Source organism: Alphaproteobacteria bacterium (assembly GCA_030739735.1).
Classification (GTDB): domain Bacteria; phylum Pseudomonadota; class Alphaproteobacteria; order UBA7887; family UBA7887; genus UBA7887.
Map to the genome: position 1 here is coordinate 43,200 of JASLYQ010000011.1, position 17,001 is coordinate 60,200.

Genomic DNA, 17,001 nt, shown 5'->3' on the forward strand with positions numbered 1-17,001 from the left:
CGCTGGCAGTTTAGGTGGCGAACCATAGGGCACCCTCGCCTTGGGAACAATGTGCTACAACTCTTTCGCATCAATCAGGACGGCGATGAGCAGCGCTGTCTCTTCACCGTGATTGACCCAGGCGTGATTGGTGCCACGTTGCACAACCACGTCGAAGGGTTCAAGGTCTGCCTCGTCATCGTCAAGCAGCAGCGTAACGCGCCCGGAGAGCAGAATTATGTAGTCGACCGTACGGGTCTTATGCATGGCTGGATGGCGTGTCGTGTCCACCAGTGCATCGGACGCGTTCGTGGCGGCGAAACGCTCGCGCACCAGCGCCGCGCGCGCTCCAGGGTCCACACCGTCTGATGCGCTTTCGGGCAGCACACGGAAAGTGCGGAACACGGTGCCGCAATCTGGTGGTGTCAGGCTCACGGGCCGATCAGTCGCATCGCCTGCAACCGTGTTGTCAAAGGGTGTTGCGTCAGTCACCCAAAGCTCAGAGAGATTACCGAGGCCACGGGCGCCGCCGTCCTGAATCTCGATGATGGAGCGGCCAACAGCATTGTGGCCGGTGACAATGCGTTTGCTCATGGCGTGCTTGCCGTCTGTTTGGGCTTCAGAAAGGCGAGGTCGCACCCCTTATCGGCCTGCTCTACCTCGGCAAGATATAGCTTTAGCCAACCGCGCTCGGCGCCAGGATGCGCCGATGGCGGAACCCAGACTTCACGCCGGTCCGCTAACGTAGCATCGTCGACTAACAATTCCAGGCTACGGGCATCAACATCAAGCCTGATGCGGTCGCCGGTCTCGACCAACGCCAGCGGCCCGCCGATCGCGGCTTCCGGTGTCGCGTGCAGGACGATAGCGCCGAAGGCCGTCCCGCTCATGCGCGCGTCCGATACGCGCAGCATGTCCTTGATGCCGGCTTGCGCCAGCTTGCGCGGGATCGGAATGTAGCCGGACTCGGGCATACCCGGTGCGCCCTTGGGCCCAGCATTGCGCAATACTAGTACATCGTCGGCAGCAACATCGAGATCGGGAGAATCGATGCGGTTTGCCATGTCCTCCAGGCCATCGAATACCACCGCCCTACCCTCGTGACACATCAGCTCGGGTGTTGCCGCCGATTGCTTGATGATGGCACCATCAGGTGCAAGATTGCCGCGCAAGACGGCGATGCCACCCTCCGCGGACAAGGGGTCCGAGAACGGCCGCACTACGGCTTGCTCCCACGGCGAAGGCCCAGCTTTCAGCTCTTCACCCAAGGTGCGGCCGGTGACCGTGAGACAATCCAGGTCGAGCAAAGGACTTAACTCGCGTAGGACCGGTGCTAATCCGCCCGCCTTGAACAGGTCTTCCATATAGTGAGCGCCAGACGGCTTGAGGTCGACCAGCACCGGTGTCTCGCGACTTATGCGGTCAAAGGCTTCAAGGTCGACAGTAATGCCGCAGCGCCCGGCGATAGCGGCCATATGCACAAGCCCGTTGGTCGAGCCCCCGACCGCCAGAAGCAAGCGCAACGCGTTGGCGAAGGCGGCGGGTGTCATGATCCGGTCGGGTGTCAGACTTTCGGCAGCCATGACAACCGCGCGCGCACCCGTGGCTTCGGCAATTCGCCTACGCTCGGCATGCACAGCTGGCACCGTGGCGCTGCCCGGCAACATCATGCCGAGGGTCTCGGTCATCAGTGCCATGGTACTGGCAGTGCCCATGACCATGCAGGTCCCGCCAGTGGTCGAGAGTTCGTTACTCACTTCCTTAATCTGCGCGTCGTCGAGTTCCCCGGCGCGGTAGCGTGCCCATTGGCGTCTGCAGTCGGTGCAGGCGCCGAGGCGCTCGCCACGCCATGAACCGGTGAGCATCGGCCCCGTGACAAGCTGTATAGCTGGTATGCCTGCGCTCGCCGCGGCCATCAGCTGTGCCGGCACGGTCTTGTCACAACCGCCGATCAGAACCACTGCATCCATCGGCTGGGCACGGACCATCTCTTCAGTATCGATGGCCATGAGGTTGCGGAACAGCATGCTGGTCGGCGTTAGATAGGGCTCGCCGAGCGATATGGTGGGAAAGGTCACCGGCAAGCCGCCCGCCAGCATCACGCCGCGGCTCACGGCATCGACAAGCTGCGGCACGGTTTGGTGGCAATTGTTGAACCCAGAGCCGGTGTCTGCAATGCCGATGATGGGGCGATCTAGATCCGAATCGGAATAGCCCATTGCCTTAGCGAAGCTTTTGCGCAGAAAGAAGGAAAAGTCCGTGTCCCCGTATTGGGTAAGTCCGCTGCGCATGCCGCTGGCGGGTTTCTTGCCGTCGTCCATTGCCGCCACCTTTCATGAAGCCGAGGCACAGAGTATCAGGCCTACACCAAACCTGAGAAGGTGCTAACATTCACCCCTTCGGAAGGAGGTTTGAGCGTAAAATATACAGAGCTTTACTGTTATCTGTGCCGGCATTCCGTGCCCATGACCGAGATCCGGTGCCGTCTCGACGAGGCCACGACGGAGCGACCTCAGCCTCTTCGACTTTGCCTCTATCAATACCGGTAAATCACCCTACGCCGACTATTACGAGCAAACGCTGATCTCGCATGGGCCCAGCGGCTTGGTGGTGGTGAACAATGTGCTTTGGGGCGCCTTACTAACTATCCTGGAGAAGACCAGCCAAAACACCGTGATGTTGCAGGACTTGAATGCCATGGTGCCTGCTGCCCATGGGCGACGCTCTAACGCTGGCGGTCATGCGGCGCTGACATAGCGCTTTTTCAACTCGGCCTGGACCGCGCGCTTCTCGTCGTCGGTGTAGAGCCGCCACTCGGCCACCTCCGTCAGCGTACGCTTACAGCCTCGGCAATAACCGCTGCGGGAATCAATAATGCAGACCCCGACGCAGGGGGAAACCATGCTCATATGGTTAGATGCAGCGCCCGCCGTCGATTTCGAGCATGGCGCCGGTGACCAACGAGCTTTCGTCCTCGGCGAAGAACAGCGCCGCGTTGGCGATATCCACCGGCGTGCTCAGGCGCCCAAGTGGCACCGTGTTCTTGAAGGTGGTGCGGCCATCGACGGGGTCGGCATCGCCTAGAAAGACCTCCAGCATTGGCGTCTCTCCGGCCACCGGACAGATTCCGTTGACGCGGATTCCCTGGTCGGCGACCTCGAGCGCCAAGGCCTTGCACATGGGCACGAGGGCACCCTTCGTCGAATTGTAGACCGCCAGATTAGGCCGCGGCCGAATGGCCGCGGTGGAGACGGTGACAATAATGGAGCCACCCTTCCCCTCCATGGCGTGCACCGAGTGCTTAAGGCCCAGAAAAACGCTGCGCACGTTAATGTGAAAAATGTGATCGAAAAACTCATCCTCGGTCTCTGCCAGAGGACACGGGTTCATGCCTATGGCGGCGTTAAGGACAGAGATGTCGAGATTGCCGTAAGCGTCACGCGTGGCGTCAAACATAGCTCGCGAGGCAGCACTGTTGGCAACATCGGCCGCAACAAAAGTGGCAATGCCGTTTGCCGTCACGATCTCATCTGTGACACGCTGACCGTTCTCCGCATCGATATCAGCGACGACGGTCTTGGCGCCCTCGGCCGCGAAACACTTGGCAATTCCCTCGCCGAAGCCCGAGCCCGCGCCCGTGACCAAGGCAACCTTATCCTGCAACCGTCCGGCCATGCTATCCCCCCAGTGAAGTGGCGCGGGCACCCTCGCCGAAGCCGAGGAAAATTGCAATCCTGTCTAAGGCGCCGTACACCGGCCCGGCGATGAGGCAGAATTTTCGAAGTACGGACGACATCACACCACTGCCCTGGAAGCAGCTGGAAGCCTATTTGGCTGATGCGGGCCATGAGCTAGATCTGCGCCTGCCACCACGCCAGTTCGCTGGCGGCATGGGCAATCTCAACTATCTCATCCAATTCGACAGCAAGCCCTGTGTGCTACGCCGCCCACCGCTCGGGCCCATCCCCCCCGGCGCCAACGACATGGCGCGCGAGCACCGCGTGCTTAGCTCTCTTTGGCGTTCCTTTTCGCTGGCCCCACAAAGCCTGCTCTATTGTGAGGACGAGTCCGTGCTCGGTGCCCACTTCCTGATCATGGAATACCGCAACGGCACTGCTATTCAGGGCGGCACTTGGCCGCCAGATATGAGCAACGCCGACCGCCACGCTGTATGCGCCCTGCTGGTGAATAGCCTCGCCGAGTTACATGCTGTCAATCCGGCTGCCGTCGATCTCGGCAACTTTGGCAAGCCGGATGGCTTTCTCGACCGTGCCATCCGGGGCTGGGACAAGCGCCTCAAGGTGGCCAGCGATAGCGAGCCGCCTGCCCCGTCGCGTGAGGTTTCGGATTGGCTTGCCACGAACGTGCCGAGCACGGACAACGCCACCTTGCTGCACAACGACTTCAAGCTCGACAACCTGCTGCTAGACCCCTCGGATCGCACAAAAGCCGTGGCCATGATCGACTGGGACCAGGCGACGCGCGGCGATCCGCTTTTCGACCTAGCCACCCTGCTCAGCTACTGGGTCGAGCCGGGCGACCCGGACTGCATGACCATCATCGACCAGATGCCGACTGGGGCGGTGGGTTCCATGACCCGAGGTGAGGGGCGCGACCTTTATGCTAGCATCAGTGGCCGCGACCTGTCCAAGTTCCGCTTTTACCGCGTATTGGCCATGTTCAAGCTGGCGGTGGTATTCGTGCAGCTACATGCGCAATATCGCCGCGGCACGGTCGACAATCCGCGCTATGCACCCTTTGCTGACGCGGGTTGGGGAATCATGGAAATGGCCCACCAGGTGGCGCGCGGCCACGCCGAGTGATGAGGTATCGATGATTGACTTTTCCCTGAGCCCAGAGCTCGAAGATCTAAAGGCGCGCACGGAAGCCTTTATCCGTGACGTGGTGATTCCGTACGAGGGAGACCCGCGAGAAGCTGCGCACGGCCCGGAAGACCCCTTACGCAGAGAACTCATCAAGAAGGCGCGCGAAGCCAGCCTGCTCAGTCCCCATGTCGGAAAGGACTACGGCGGCCTCGGACTCAACATGCGCGAGATGGCAGTGGTATTCGAAGCGGCCGGGTATTCTCTCCTAGGGCCGCAGGCACTCAATTGTTCGGCGCCAGACGAAGGCAACATGCATCTGCTAGAGGAGGTCGCAACCGAGACACAGAAGGAGCAATGGCTGCGTCCACTTGCGTCTGGTGAGATCCGCTCCTGCTTCTCGATGACCGAGCCACAAGGCGGGGCAGGCTCCGATCCCAACATGCTGGCAACCACCGCGCGCCAGGACGGAAATCATTGGGTGATTGATGGCCATAAATGGTTCATCACTGGCTTTGATGGTGCCAAGCTCAACATCATCATGGCGCGCACCGCGGATGCTATCGAGCGCGGCAAAGGTGCGACCATGTTCCTGATCGAAAACGATGATCCGGCGATCGAGCGTGTGCGCGTGCAGGACACCATGGAAACGAGCTTCGCGGGCGGACATTGTGAGATTCGCTTTCACGGCCTCAAAGTGACACCCGACCAAGTGCTTGGCGAGATTGGCGAAGGCTACCGCTATGCCCAAGTGCGGCTTGCCCCTGCCCGCCTTACCCACTGCATGCGTTGGCTCGGTGCCGCACAGCGTGCGCACGACATCGCTAGCCGCTATGCGGTGAAGCGCCAGGCGTTCGGCAAACCACTGGCCGAGCACGAAGGGGTCGGCTTCAAGCTCGCAGACAATGAGATGGACATGCATATTACCCGTCTCGCCACCTGGCGGGCTTGCTGGGTGATGGACAATGACGGCGAGGCACGCTCCGAATCCTCTATGGCCAAAGTTATTAGCTCAGAGGCCCTGTTCCGCGTTGTCGACCGCTGCATGCAGATTCTTGGTGGCATGGGAGTCACTGATGACACGCTGGTCGAGCGACTGTGGCGCGAGATCCGCCCCTTCCGCATTTATGATGGTCCTTCGGAAGTGCACCGCTGGGCCATAGCCAAACGGATCGCCAGCCGCACCCGAAAAGCCATGGCATGATAGACCTTTCCGATATCGAGGCTGCGCAGCAACGCATCGAGGGCAAGGTACGGCGCACTCCCATCATGCAAGCTGGGCCTATGCGTGAGCCCGCCGTCGCTGATGCCGAGCTCTGGTTGAAGCTCGAATGCCAGCAGATTTCCGGCTCCTTCAAGGCGCGCGGCGCCACCAACATGGTCACTTGCCTCGACGAGGCGAAGTTTGCGAAGGGCCTAGTCACGGCATCAGGGGGCAACCACGGCAGCGGCGTCGCCTACGCCGGCTGGCGGGCCGGCGCGCCCGTGCGTGTTTTTCTCCCGGAGGGCACACCACAAGCCAAGTACGATCTGCTCGCCGCCTGGGACGCCGAGGTCGTGACGCATGGCAAGGTCTGGGACGACGCCAACGCCGCCGCACTCGCCGCCGCAGAAGCAGACGGGCTCACCTATGTGCATCCCTTTGCCGACGATCTCGTCGTGGCCGGACAAGGTACCCTCGGCTTGGAGATCTTCGGACAGCTGCCTCATCTCGACGTACTGGTGGTAGCCATCGGCGGCGGCGGCCTCATCGCCGGCGTTGCGGTAGCGGTCAAGGCGCTGAGCCCGGAGACGCGCATCATCGGCGTGGAGCCGACAGGCGCACCAACCTTGCAAGCGTGCGTCAAGGCTGGTGGGCTCGTCTCCATCGACAAGATCTCAACGCAAGTCGGTGTGCTGGCAGCCTTAACCACGGACCAAACTGTGCTTGATATCGTTACAGATTGCGTCGAGGACATCGTGTTGGTGAGCGACGACGACATGCTGGCTGCCTCGCGCTGGCTGTGGCGCGAGTTCGGAGTCGCAGCCGAGCTCGGCGGCGCCGCCGCAACAGCCGCGCTCCTCAACGGCAAGATCAGCAACATCGTCGGCAAGCATGTCTGCAGCCTAATCTGCGGTTCCGGCCGCGACGGTATCGAATAAAGGGGGATTCGTGAGCGTACAACATGATAAACTAGCCGCGCTGACCGCGGCAATATTTCGCCACGCAGGAAGCTCTGACGACGAGGCTAACATCATCGCGCGCCACCTCATCGAAGCGAATCTAGTTGGCCATGACAGCCACGGCGTTATCCGCGCACCCGCCTACATACAGTGGGTACAGGAAGGTAAATTGGTACCCAACCAGACAATCACAGCCGTTTTTGAGAACGACTCCATGGCGATCGTCGACGGTAATTTCGGCTTTGGCCAGAGCATCGGCGAGCAGTCGGTGGACCTTGGCATAGAGAAATGCCGTAAGTCGGGGCTGGCGCTGGTGGGTCTGCGCAATGCGGGTCATGTTGGGCGCGTCGGCGATTGGGCCATCCGCGCCGCGGCGCAGGGTCTAGTGTCTATACATTTCGTCAATACCTCCGGGGGCGGTATACTGGTGGCGCCGTTCGGCGGCATCGAACGCCGGCTATCGGCCAACCCCATCGCCGCCGGCATTCCTGTTGCAGGTGGTGAGCCGATTATCGCCGACCTCTCAACTTGCGTCATTGCGGAGGGCAAGATCCGTGTTGCGCGCAACAAGGGCGTGCCCGTACCGGATAACGCCATTCTCGACGGCAACGGCGAGCCAACCACAGACCCGGAAGCCTTTTATGCCGATCCCCCCGGTGCCATTCTCACTATCGGTGCGCACAAGGGCTATGTGCTTTCCATACTCTGCGAAGTGATGGCAGGTGCAATTACAGGCAGTGGCTGCTCGAATCCTGACAATCCGACCGCCAAGAAGATTGTCAACGGCATGTGCTCTATCTACATTGACCCAAATACGATAGCGAACGACAATTTTGCTGACGAAGTGAAAGGTTTAACCGATTGGGTAAAGAGCTCACCTAAGACTGAGGAAGGCGGTGAAATTCTCATGCCTGGAGATCCCGAGCTACGCACCAAGGCCGAGCGTATAGCGGGCGGCATCCCACTCGATGATAATACCTGGGCGCAACTTTCCGAGACCGCCGCCAAGGTCGGCATCAACAATGCCGAAATCGCCCGCCTCGCCGGGCGAAACGTGTAAAGGGTTCCTGGACCATGGATATCACTGCCGATCAGCTGCGCGGTTTTACCGCAGACATCTTCACCGCCGCCGGTTGCAACCGTGAGGAAGGCGAGCGCATCGCCGATTATCTCGTCGGTGCCAATCTTGCTGGCCATCCGAGCCACGGCGTGATCCGCGTGCCGCGCTACGTCGGCGCAATACGAGCTGGCAAGGTGAATCCCGGACAGAAGATCACCGTGGTCAACGATACTGACGCCATCGCCATCGTCGACGGCCATTTCGGTTTTGGACAGACCATCGGCGAACAAGCCGTGGATTTGGGCATCGAGAAGGCCAGAAAGCATGGTGTGTCAGTTGTCGGCATCACCAATGTCAGCCATCTCGGACGCATAGGTGATTGGCCCATCCGCGCGGCGAATGCAGGCATGGTCTCGATCCATTTCGTCAACACCTCCGGCATCGGCCTACTGGTGGCGCCCTTCGGTGCAGCCGAGCGGCGCATGTCCACCAATCCCTTTGCCGTCGGCGTGCCGGTACAAGGCGAAGAGCCGGTGATCCTCGACTTCGCTACCTCGATCGTCGCCGAGGGCAAGGTCATGGTCTCTGTCGACGGCGGCAAACCGCTCCCGAAAGACGCCCTGGTCGACGAGGAAGGCAATCTAACTACCGACCAGTCGGTGATCTACGGGCCGATCACCGAGGAGCGCCCCTTGAACAGCCGCGGTGGCACCGGCGCCATCCGTGCCATGGGTGAGCATAAAGGCTCCGGACTGTCCATCATGTGCGAGTTGCTGGCCGGTGCACTATCCACCAGCGGCGCCGCCAGGCCTGGTATCGAGCAACTCTCGAACGGCATGCTATCCATTTACATGGACGTGGCGACTTTTGATGCGGGGGGTGGTTTTGCCGAAGAGGTCAAGCGCTATCTCGACTTCGCCCGCAGCGCCAAGCCTATCAATTCCGGCGCGCCGTTAATGATGCCAGGCGATCCGGAGCGCAGAAAACGCCGCGCCTACGAGGCCAACGGTATTCCGCTCGAGGACACAACCTGGCGCTCGCTGCTAGAGACCGCAGACCTCGTTGGCATCAATCGCCCTGCCCTAGATGCTGGATAGTCTACCGCCAATTATCACCGACCCGATATTCTATGTGGTCGCCATCCCGGCCGTTCTGTTGCTGGGCATATCGAAAGCCGGCTTCGGTACCGGGCTCGGCGGTATGGCTGTGCCCCTGATGGCGCTTGGCATGCCTGTCTTTCAGGCGGCGGCAATCCTCCTGCCCATCCTCTGCCTAATGGACCTGATGACCTGTTGGGCCTTTCGGCGCAGTTGGGACGCCCGCAACCTGGCAATCATGATCCCCGGGGCGGCACTCGGCATCGCTATCGGCACGGCATCTGTCAGTCACCTCGAAGAACGCCACGTGGAACTACTGGTGGGCGTCATCGCCGTGGTTTTCGGCACGCGCTACTTTCTAACTCCGAGCCGTAACGAGCCGGCGACCGCAAACCGCGGTAAAGGCACGTTCTGGAGCGGTGTCTCCGGCTTCACCAGCTTCCTCGCCCACGCTGGCAGCCCGCCTATCAATGTCTACTTGCTGCCCCAAGCGCTAGAAAAGTCCTTGTTCGTGGGCACCACCGCGGTGCTGTTCGCCGCCATCAACTACATGAAGTTGCTGCCCTACGCCTGGCTCGGCCAGTTCTCGACCGAGAACATGACCACCGCGCTGGCACTGATTTGGTTGGTGCCGATCGCCATCTGGCTCGGGCTCAAAGTCCACCGTAACCTCGATACGCTGTTGTTTTATCGACTGTGCCACGGCTTCATGGTCATCCTAGGCGTCAAGCTTATCGGTGATGGACTGGCGGTCTGGGGCTGACAAGGGTTACATAATTCTATCTTTCCAGAACTATGAAAAAACTGTGGTTATCTCCTTGTCAGCACTAGCGCAGGAGAACCGCCTTGCTGTGTTTCGGCATCTGGTGGGGTTGGGACCCGCCCACCTGTCGCCGGGGCATATCGTCGACGCATTTTTCGTATCGGCTACCACGCTCTCTTTCTATTTTAAGGAGTTACATGGCGCTGTACTGGTGTTGCTGCGCAAGAACAAGCGCTCGTTGTTCTACGCTGCCGACTACGCTGCCGCAGCGTTTCCGATCGACTATATGACGAAAAACTGCTGCCGGCGCCCTGCGCCCGCAGCCCAGGAGGAGGAGACTCTCGCCTTATGAAACGCCTGCATGTCCATGTCTTGGTCGCTGACCTCGAGAAATCAACGAAGTTCTATGCCACCCTATTCGGCAACGATCCGGTAGTGATCAAGTCCGACTACGCCAAGTGGATGCTCGACGATCCTGCTATCAACTTTGCAATCTCCTCGCGCAGCGGCGGCAGCGGCGCCCTCAGCCACCTCGGCTTCCAAGTCGACGAAAATGACGAACTCGACGAAATTCGCGGCCGTCTGGCAGCGGCCGGCAACGCCGTCACGGACCAAACCGACGCCGCCTGCTGCTACGCCAAGTCCGACAAGGCCTGGGTCACCGACCCCAGCGGCATCCCCTGGGAGACTTTTCACAGCCATGGCCCGATCGAGGTCTTCGGTGACGATGGCGTACCCGAGGAGCCCGCCGCTTCCGGCTGTGGCGATTGATCAGTCCTGCCTGCGTCCCGCAGCCGGCAGCTTGGGCGGCTTATCGGGGCGTTCCGGTCCCCATACCTTGTCGTAATAGGTATCGGCGAGATTGAGCGCACCGATGGGATTGTGGGCTAGCACCCGGTCCTTGGCGACGAGAACCGTGGTCAGCCCCTCAGCATGGCGAAAGAATAGACCGTCATGGCCAACACAAAGGCCCAACACTACGTTTAACTGGCAGCCGGCACGGTTGAGAAATTCTGCTTGGGCTACCGGATTGCATATGGACTCGTGGCCGCCAGGAAATATCTTCTGATCTTCACGCAAACCGAGATCCTGCTTGTCCACGCCGCCGCTCTTGCAGGCTACGGACGCGACCTCAAAGCCGTGGCTCTCGAGGATGCCGCTCAAGGTCTTCGCATGGTCGACGAAGCTAATGCAGGTGGCGATGCCGATGCGCTTGAAGCCCATGTTGCGCGCGAAATGACAAATCTCTTCGACCCGCGTCCATTTGCAATAACCCTGTGATTCGACCTCAGCCGAGACCTGGGCTATGTGCCGCAGCTCGGGATCGTCGTAGCGCGACCAAGCGTCATCGAGCGCCTTGCCATCGACCTTGCTTGGGCAAAATCCCGGCCCGCGCTCGTCCGACGCGCCAACCCGGCAGGCACGAACGTTGGGCGGACAATAGGCGCACCCCGGTTCCTCGTATTTCATGGCAATCTCCTCCGGTGACGGTGTCGCGTCAGTCACAGAAAAGCCTTAACCCATATCAGCCCCGTCCCAGCAGCCGCATGCCTTCTTCCAGACCCTTGATGGTGAGCGGGAACATGCGCTCTCCCATCAGCTGGCGGATCATCTGGATCGAGTGGGTATATTCCCAATGCTCGCGGGGCTCTGGATTCAGCCAAATGGCGGACGAATAGATCTCGAGCATGCGCTGCAGCCAAATACCGCCTGCTTCCTCATTCCAGTGCTCGACACTGCCGCCGGGATAAGTGATCTCGTAAGGCGACATGCTGGCATCTCCGACGAAGATAAGCTTGTAGTCGGCGGGATAGGTATGGAGCACCTCCCAGGTCGGCGTGCGTTGCGCGTGGCGGCGCATATTGTCGCGCCAGACGCTCTCGTAGGGGCAGTTGTGAAAGTAGAAATATTCCAGGTTCTTGAACTCGCTGCTGGCGGCCGAGAACAGCTCCTCGCAAGTACGCGCATGCACGTTCATGGAGCCACCGACGTCGAGAAACAACAGCACCTTGACCTTGTTGTGGCGCTCGGGGCGCATCTTGAGATCGAGCCAGCCGCCGTTGTCGGCGGTGGCCTTGATAGTGCCGTTCAAATCAAGTTCGGTATTGGCACCTTCGCGTACGAACTGGCGCAAGCGCCGCAGCGCCACCTTGATGTTGCGCGTACCGATGACAACCGAGTCGTCGAGGTTCTTGTATTCGCGCTTATCCCAGACCTTGACGGCGCTGCGTCGTCGGCCCTCTTCCTGGCCGATGCGGATGCCTTCCGGGTGATCGCCATAAGCGCCGAATGGAGAGGTCCCGCCGGTGCCTATCCACTTGCTACCGCCTTGGTGGCGCCCCTGCTGCTCGGCCAAACGCTCCTTGAGGGTCTCCATGAGCTTGTCCCAACCAAGCTTTTCCAACTCCGCGCGTTCCTCCGGGCTCAGAAGCTTCTCGATCTCGCGCCGCAGCCACTCCTCAGGAATATCGGCCAACATGCCATCCGTAAGTGTCTCGACGCCCTGAAAGAACTCGCCGAAGGCCTGATCAAACCTGTCGTAATGGCGCTCGTCCTTCACCAGCGTCGCACGCGAGAGGCAGTAGAAGTCCTCGACACTATAATTGGCAAGACCGGCCTGGACCCCCTCAAGCAGGGTCAGATATTCGCGCAATGTCACCGGCACCTTGGCCTCACGCAGCTTGAGGAAAAAGTCGACGAACATGCCCTGCCCCCTTATGCCAGGTTCTGGGATGGCCGGGGCAACGTGCGCCCCTGGGCACTGGCTTAGACCACGCGCCCTACCGGCCCGCAGCCCGTAGGTCGATAGAAGCCCCAGTGCGCTTTGGAGCGCAGTGCTAAATCACTGAGCAGCACCGACTCGTCAGGCAGTGCGGCGCGGAACGTAATCATCCCCCCTGGCGGCGGGCGAGAAAGGCCAAGCGCTCGAAGAGGTGCACATCTTGCTCGTTTTTGAGCAGCGCGCCATAGAGCGGCGGGATGGCCTTGCCCCCGTCCTTCTCGCGCAACACTGCTGGGTCGATATCTTCGGCAAGCAGCAGCTTGAACCAGTCGAGTAGCTCCGAGGTCGATGGCTTCTTCTTCAGCCCGGGCACCTCGCGTACTTCATAGAACGCCTCCAGCGCCGCCTTGAGCAGGGTCTTCTTGATGCCCGGGTAATGCACGTCGACGATCTGCCCCATGGTCTCGGCATCGGGAAAGGCGATGTAATGGAAAAAACAACGGCGCAGGAAAGCATCCGGCAACTCCTTCTCATTGTTCGAGGTGATGACCACGATTGGCCGCTTAGCCGCCTTCACCGTCTGCTTGGTCTCGTAAACGAAGAACTCCATGCGATCGAGTTCGAGAAGCAGGTCGTTGGGGAACTCGATATCCGCCTTGTCGATCTCGTCGATCAGCAACACCGGGATATCTTCAGCCTCGAAGGCGTCCCACAGCTTGCCGCGTTCGATATAGTTGCTGATGTCCTTGACCCGGTCGTCGCCGAGCTGACCATCGCGCAGCCGCGCCACCGCATCGTACTCGTATAGCCCCTGCTGAGCTGTCGTGGTCGATTTGATGTACCAGGGAATGATGTTCCTACCGAGCGCTCGAGCCACCTCCTCGGCCAGCATGGTCTTGCCCGTGCCAGGCTCCCCCTTGACCAGCAGTGGACGCTCTAGCGTGATCGCGGCATTTACCGCCACCATCAGATCCTCGGTGGCAACGTAGGTATCGGTTCCGGTGAATTTCATCGGCGCAGATCATTCCCTTCCATTCGCCCGACCGCACCATTGGCTGGATGGCGCACCAGGTCAAGCGGGCGTTGCTCGCGAGAGCGAGCCTCGGCTGATATACTCGCCGCAATAACACCATTTTATCGGGGAGGAAACGACAATGCCGAACCGCAGGAAAGTTCTGACCGATACCGTGGTAATGCGGCCATTCCGGCGCCGGCGCGGCAGAACGCGCCCTTGCATCGCAACTGCGGGACGCTGACGGCAGCTTGGATGTCGACTATGTGCGGCTGCGCTTCGCCGCCCACCTGATCGGAGCCCCCATCGCATGACAAGAATAACAAACATCACGGCAATCGGACTCGAGCACCATCTCGGCATCGACAACGCCTATGGCATGGCGCGAGGCATGACGCCTGTGCGCAACATGACCCTGATAGAGATCGAGACAGATGCTGGCATCACAGGCATAGGAGAATCTTGGGGTCCCTGTCCCATGGTTGCTTCTTCGCTCGATGTGGTTCGCCCTTATTTTCTCGGTCGTGAGATATTTGATCGCGAACAAATCGTACACTATTTCTACAATCAACGTTACCATTTGGGAATCCAAAATACTATCACGTCGACGGTAGGCGGCATCAACATGGCGCTGTATGACGCCATGGGCAAACTGTACGACCTACCGTTATGCAAGTTACTCGGGGGGCAAGGTATCGACCGCGTTCCGGCCTATGCCTCGAGCGGCTATTTTGCAGCTAATCCCGCCTATCAGCTCGGCGACCAGATGCTCGGATTCCGTGACGACCATTTCCCTGGCGTCAAAATAAAGATCGGCCATTCCCCGGGCAACGATGTCGAGCGCGTAGCGATGGGGCGAGAAGTGCTCGGTCCGGACATATTGTTGATGGTGGATGCTAATGGTAACTACACAGTGGACGAGGCGCTGGAGAGCATGCGGCGGATCGCCGATTACAACATCCATTTCTACGAGGAGCCGCTGCCGCCGACCGACTTTGCCGGCTATACTGAACTACGCGCACGGGCGCCTATGCCGATCGCCGCCGGCGAGGCGCTTTATACAGCTTGGGACTTCAAGCGCCTCATTGACGAGCGCTGCGCCGATATCGTGCAACCTGACATAACCTTGTGCGGAGGGCTTGATGAGACACGCGCCATCTGGCAGATGATCCGACTCGCCAACCTGCGGCTCTCACTGCATGTCTGGGGCGGCGGCGTGGGTTTGGCCGCGGCCGTGCATTTCCTCGCTGCCTTGTCACCCTCGCCGCACACGGACCGCATCCCGCATCCGGTTATGTTGGAATACGATCGCGGCACCAACGCGCTACGCAGCGACCTGCTGGTCACGCCTATCGCTTGCATAGATGGCCACCTGACCGTTCCAGACGGCCCCGGACTCGGCATCGAGATCAACCGCGACGTGGTGGAGAAGTACCGGGTGGACTGATAGAAAGCCTTGTGCCTCAGTCACGCCCTTATGTCGTCTCCGGCTTCGCCGGCGTCGCCCACGCCTTCGCCCATCTCTCGGTGCTCCTTTATGCCACCGTGGTGCTGGTGCTCGAGGACGAGTGGGGCATGGGCTATGACGAACTGCTCGCGCTGTCAATCCCCATGATGATAATGTTTGGCTTGGGCGCACTTCCCGCCGGTTGGCTTGGCGACCGCTGGTCCGAGGCCGGTATGCTGGCAATCTATCTGGTCGGGCTTGGCACATCGCTGATGCTTTGCGGCCTGGCCCAAGGGCCGCTGACGCTGGGCGCCACATTGACATTGGTTGGGCTGTTTGCGGCTATTTTCCATCCCGTCGGCATTCCTTGGCTGGTGCACCACGCGCCCAATCGGGGCCGCGCCTTTGGCATAAACGGCGTTTTCGGCAGTGCCGGAACCGCCGCTGCAGCACTGGTTGCTGGCGCCTTGGCGAGCCTGATCAGTTGGCGCGCCGCCTTCGTCGTACCCGGCGCGGCCTGCGTTCTGGCAGGTGCCATCTTCATCGTTGCCTGGCGACGTAACATTTTCGGCCCGCGCCTGCCGGAGCCACCCTCCCAGCCGAACGCCAACGCACCGGGCGAACGCAAACGTGTCTTCATCGTCCTCGCCCTGACCGTGATGTGCACGGGCATGATCTACCAAATCACGTCGTTTGCCCTGCCCAAGCTGTTCGACCAGCGCCTACCCCACATGTTCGGTGACAGGGTATTGGGTATCGGCGGCGCCGTGACGGCGGTCTACCTAGCCAGCGCCATAGCCCAGGTGATTGGCGGCGAGATGGCCGACCGCTTCCGCCTGCGCAGCATCTACATCAGTGCCCAATTCCTGCAAATTCCGTTCATAGCAGCCGCTTTCGTGCTGATCCATCCAGCCCTGATCCCTGCCGCCGCCATGATGATCAGCCTCAACGTTGCCGGCCAACCGGCCGAGAACGCACTGCTCGCTCGCCACACCCCACCCGAATGGCGTGGTCGCGTCTACGGCGCCAAGTTCGTCATTACCTTAGGTGCCTCGTCTCTCGGCGTCGCCCTAGTACCGCTGGTCTATCGCCTAACCGGCAGCCTCGACGCCCTGTTTCCCGTCATGATCGCCTTCGCCCTCATCGCCGCCCTCATCGCCACGCGCCTGCCGACGGAACCGAGGCGCCAGCGGGCACGGGCAGAGACGGTGCCGGCAGAGTAGTTAGCTGTGTACACGCAGCAACAAATACCCCCAAAACGCATATAGGCTGCCCAACTGGGCGGCCCGCGCAGCTCCGAACTCCCGCTTGGCTTAACGCGAGTAGTACTCGATTACCAGGTTCGGCTGCATTTGTACTGGGTAGGGGATCTCGGCGAAGAGGGGCTGACGCAGGAAGGTGCCTTTGAGCTTATCGTGGTCGACCTCAACATAGTCCGGCAGTTCGCGGTCGGGCTGTTGCACGGTCTCGAGGATCAGCGGGTGCTGGCGGGACTTCTGGCGCACCTCAATGACGTCGCCCACGCTCACGCGATAGCTCGGAATGGTCACCCGGCGGCCATTGACGTGGAGATGGCCGTGGTTAACGATTTGTCGCGCGGCGAAGATGGTAGGCGCGAAGAGCATACGATAGGCCACCATGTCGAGGCGGCGCTCGAGTAAGCCAACCATGTTCTCACCGGTGTCACCGCGCAGGCGCACCGCCTCGCGGTAAATGCGGCGGAATTGCTTTTCGGTGATCTCGCCATAATAGCCGCGCAGCTTCTGCTTCGCCTTAAGCTGGGTGCCATAATCCGACACCTTGCGGCGGCGCTGGCCGTGCTCGCCCGGGGGATATTCGCGCAGGTTCACAGGGCTCTTGGCCCGACCCCAGAGATTGACGCCAAGACGTCGGTCCAGCTTGTACTTCGATGCGTTCCGCCTGCTCATGCTCTAG

The 17,001-nt window shown here is 60.6% G+C and carries 18 protein-coding genes; 10 read left to right on the top strand and 8 right to left on the bottom strand.

The features are described 5' to 3' along the window. Positions 1–54: 54 nt before the first annotated feature. The 4 genes from QF629_07230 to QF629_07245 all read right to left on the bottom strand — a co-directional run bounded on the left by QF629_07230 (position 55) and on the right by QF629_07245 (position 3,654). The gene (locus QF629_07230; GenBank protein MDP6013320.1) at positions 55–573 is read right to left on the bottom strand and encodes a cupin domain-containing protein; all 519 of its coding nucleotides are present in this window, start codon (positions 571–573) and stop codon (positions 55–57) included. Beyond that, positions 570–2,300: an IlvD/Edd family dehydratase gene (locus QF629_07235; protein ID MDP6013321.1), complete on the bottom strand. Its 1,731-nt coding sequence runs from the start codon at positions 2,298–2,300 to the stop codon at positions 570–572. The genes QF629_07230 and QF629_07235 overlap by 4 nt, the downstream gene beginning before the upstream one ends. Positions 2,301–2,717: 417 nt before the next feature. Then, positions 2,718–2,888, bottom strand: coding sequence for a DUF1289 domain-containing protein (locus QF629_07240; protein MDP6013322.1), 171 nt, complete (start codon positions 2,886–2,888; stop codon positions 2,718–2,720). Positions 2,889–2,892: 4 nt separating this feature from the next. Next, positions 2,893–3,654, bottom strand: a complete 762-nt coding sequence (locus tag QF629_07245; GenBank protein ID MDP6013323.1) for a glucose 1-dehydrogenase — start codon at positions 3,652–3,654, stop codon at positions 2,893–2,895. Positions 3,655–3,743: 89 nt separating this feature from the next. Between QF629_07245 and QF629_07250 the strand changes: the two genes are divergently transcribed. The 8 genes from QF629_07250 (at position 3,744) to QF629_07285 (ending at position 10,656) form a co-directional block, all read left to right on the top strand. Further along, positions 3,744–4,802 carry a phosphotransferase family protein gene (locus tag QF629_07250; protein MDP6013324.1) on the top strand — a complete coding sequence of 353 codons (1,059 nt, stop codon included), beginning with the start codon at positions 3,744–3,746 and terminating at the stop codon, positions 4,800–4,802. Positions 4,803–4,815: 13 nt separating this feature from the next. Continuing rightward, positions 4,816–6,006, top strand: coding sequence for an acyl-CoA dehydrogenase family protein (locus QF629_07255; protein MDP6013325.1), 1,191 nt, complete (start codon positions 4,816–4,818; stop codon positions 6,004–6,006). Then, positions 6,003–6,944 carry a pyridoxal-phosphate dependent enzyme gene (locus QF629_07260; protein ID MDP6013326.1) on the top strand — a complete coding sequence of 314 codons (942 nt, stop codon included), beginning with the start codon at positions 6,003–6,005 and terminating at the stop codon, positions 6,942–6,944. The genes QF629_07255 and QF629_07260 overlap by 4 nt, the downstream gene beginning before the upstream one ends. A gap of 10 nt (positions 6,945–6,954) precedes the next feature. Continuing rightward, the gene (locus QF629_07265) at positions 6,955–8,025 is read left to right on the top strand and encodes a malate/lactate/ureidoglycolate dehydrogenase (protein ID MDP6013327.1); all 1,071 of its coding nucleotides are present in this window, start codon (positions 6,955–6,957) and stop codon (positions 8,023–8,025) included. A 14-nt stretch (positions 8,026–8,039) separates the two neighbouring features. After that, positions 8,040–9,122, top strand: a complete 1,083-nt coding sequence (locus tag QF629_07270; GenBank protein MDP6013328.1) for an Ldh family oxidoreductase — start codon at positions 8,040–8,042, stop codon at positions 9,120–9,122. Beyond that, positions 9,112–9,885, top strand: a complete 774-nt coding sequence (locus tag QF629_07275; GenBank protein MDP6013329.1) for a sulfite exporter TauE/SafE family protein — start codon at positions 9,112–9,114, stop codon at positions 9,883–9,885. The genes QF629_07270 and QF629_07275 overlap by 11 nt, the downstream gene beginning before the upstream one ends. A gap of 88 nt (positions 9,886–9,973) precedes the next feature. Then, entirely contained in the window at positions 9,974–10,237 is a 264-nt protein-coding gene (locus QF629_07280) for a transcriptional regulator (GenBank protein ID MDP6013330.1), read from the top strand. Then, on the top strand, positions 10,234–10,656 hold the full coding sequence (locus QF629_07285) for an ArsI/CadI family heavy metal resistance metalloenzyme (GenBank protein MDP6013331.1): 423 nt from the start codon (positions 10,234–10,236) through the stop codon (positions 10,654–10,656). Before QF629_07280 ends, QF629_07285 begins: the two co-directional genes overlap by 4 nt. Here QF629_07285 and QF629_07290 read toward each other — a convergent pair whose 3' ends face one another. The 3 genes from QF629_07290 to QF629_07300 all read right to left on the bottom strand — a co-directional run bounded on the left by QF629_07290 (position 10,657) and on the right by QF629_07300 (position 13,619). Beyond that, positions 10,657–11,355, bottom strand: coding sequence for a DUF1847 domain-containing protein (locus QF629_07290; protein MDP6013332.1), 699 nt, complete (start codon positions 11,353–11,355; stop codon positions 10,657–10,659). Positions 11,356–11,410: 55 nt separating this feature from the next. After that, positions 11,411–12,589, bottom strand: a complete 1,179-nt coding sequence (locus tag QF629_07295) for a VWA domain-containing protein (protein MDP6013333.1) — start codon at positions 12,587–12,589, stop codon at positions 11,411–11,413. 184 nt (positions 12,590–12,773) lie between these two features. Beyond that, positions 12,774–13,619 (bottom strand): MoxR family ATPase, encoded by an 846-nt coding sequence (locus QF629_07300; protein ID MDP6013334.1) that lies wholly within the window; start codon positions 13,617–13,619, stop codon positions 12,774–12,776. 310 nt (positions 13,620–13,929) lie between these two features. Here QF629_07300 and QF629_07305 point away from each other — a divergent pair, with 310 nt between their 5' ends. Continuing rightward, positions 13,930–15,066, top strand: coding sequence for a mandelate racemase/muconate lactonizing enzyme family protein (locus QF629_07305; protein ID MDP6013335.1), 1,137 nt, complete (start codon positions 13,930–13,932; stop codon positions 15,064–15,066). Between the two features lie 11 nt (positions 15,067–15,077). Then, positions 15,078–16,289: an MFS transporter gene (locus QF629_07310; GenBank protein MDP6013336.1), complete on the top strand. Its 1,212-nt coding sequence runs from the start codon at positions 15,078–15,080 to the stop codon at positions 16,287–16,289. Positions 16,290–16,379: 90 nt separating this feature from the next. Here QF629_07310 and rpsD read toward each other — a convergent pair whose 3' ends face one another. Next, positions 16,380–16,994: a 30S ribosomal protein S4 gene (gene rpsD, locus QF629_07315; protein ID MDP6013337.1), complete on the bottom strand. Its 615-nt coding sequence runs from the start codon at positions 16,992–16,994 to the stop codon at positions 16,380–16,382. Positions 16,995–17,001 lie beyond the last annotated feature (7 nt).

Coding starts and splice junctions, on each gene's coding strand:
- QF629_07270 (MDP6013328.1), top strand. CDS start 8,040: ATGGATATCACTGCCGATCAGCTGCGCGGTTTTACCGCAGACATCTTC.
- QF629_07295 (MDP6013333.1), bottom strand. CDS start 12,589: ATGTTCGTCGACTTTTTCCTCAAGCTGCGTGAGGCCAAGGTGCCGGTG.
- rpsD (MDP6013337.1), bottom strand. CDS start 16,994: ATGAGCAGGCGGAACGCATCGAAGTACAAGCTGGACCGACGTCTTGGC.
- QF629_07240 (MDP6013322.1), bottom strand. CDS start 2,888: ATGAGCATGGTTTCCCCCTGCGTCGGGGTCTGCATTATTGATTCCCGC.
- QF629_07285 (MDP6013331.1), top strand. CDS start 10,234: ATGAAACGCCTGCATGTCCATGTCTTGGTCGCTGACCTCGAGAAATCA.
- QF629_07250 (MDP6013324.1), top strand. CDS start 3,744: ATGAGGCAGAATTTTCGAAGTACGGACGACATCACACCACTGCCCTGG.
- QF629_07230 (MDP6013320.1), bottom strand. CDS start 573: ATGAGCAAACGCATTGTCACCGGCCACAATGCTGTTGGCCGCTCCATC.
- QF629_07290 (MDP6013332.1), bottom strand. CDS start 11,355: ATGAAATACGAGGAACCGGGGTGCGCCTATTGTCCGCCCAACGTTCGT.
- QF629_07275 (MDP6013329.1), top strand. CDS start 9,112: ATGCTGGATAGTCTACCGCCAATTATCACCGACCCGATATTCTATGTG.
- QF629_07235 (MDP6013321.1), bottom strand. CDS start 2,300: ATGGACGACGGCAAGAAACCCGCCAGCGGCATGCGCAGCGGACTTACC.
- QF629_07305 (MDP6013335.1), top strand. CDS start 13,930: ATGACAAGAATAACAAACATCACGGCAATCGGACTCGAGCACCATCTC.
- QF629_07300 (MDP6013334.1), bottom strand. CDS start 13,619: ATGAAATTCACCGGAACCGATACCTACGTTGCCACCGAGGATCTGATG.
- QF629_07260 (MDP6013326.1), top strand. CDS start 6,003: ATGATAGACCTTTCCGATATCGAGGCTGCGCAGCAACGCATCGAGGGC.
- QF629_07245 (MDP6013323.1), bottom strand. CDS start 3,654: ATGGCCGGACGGTTGCAGGATAAGGTTGCCTTGGTCACGGGCGCGGGC.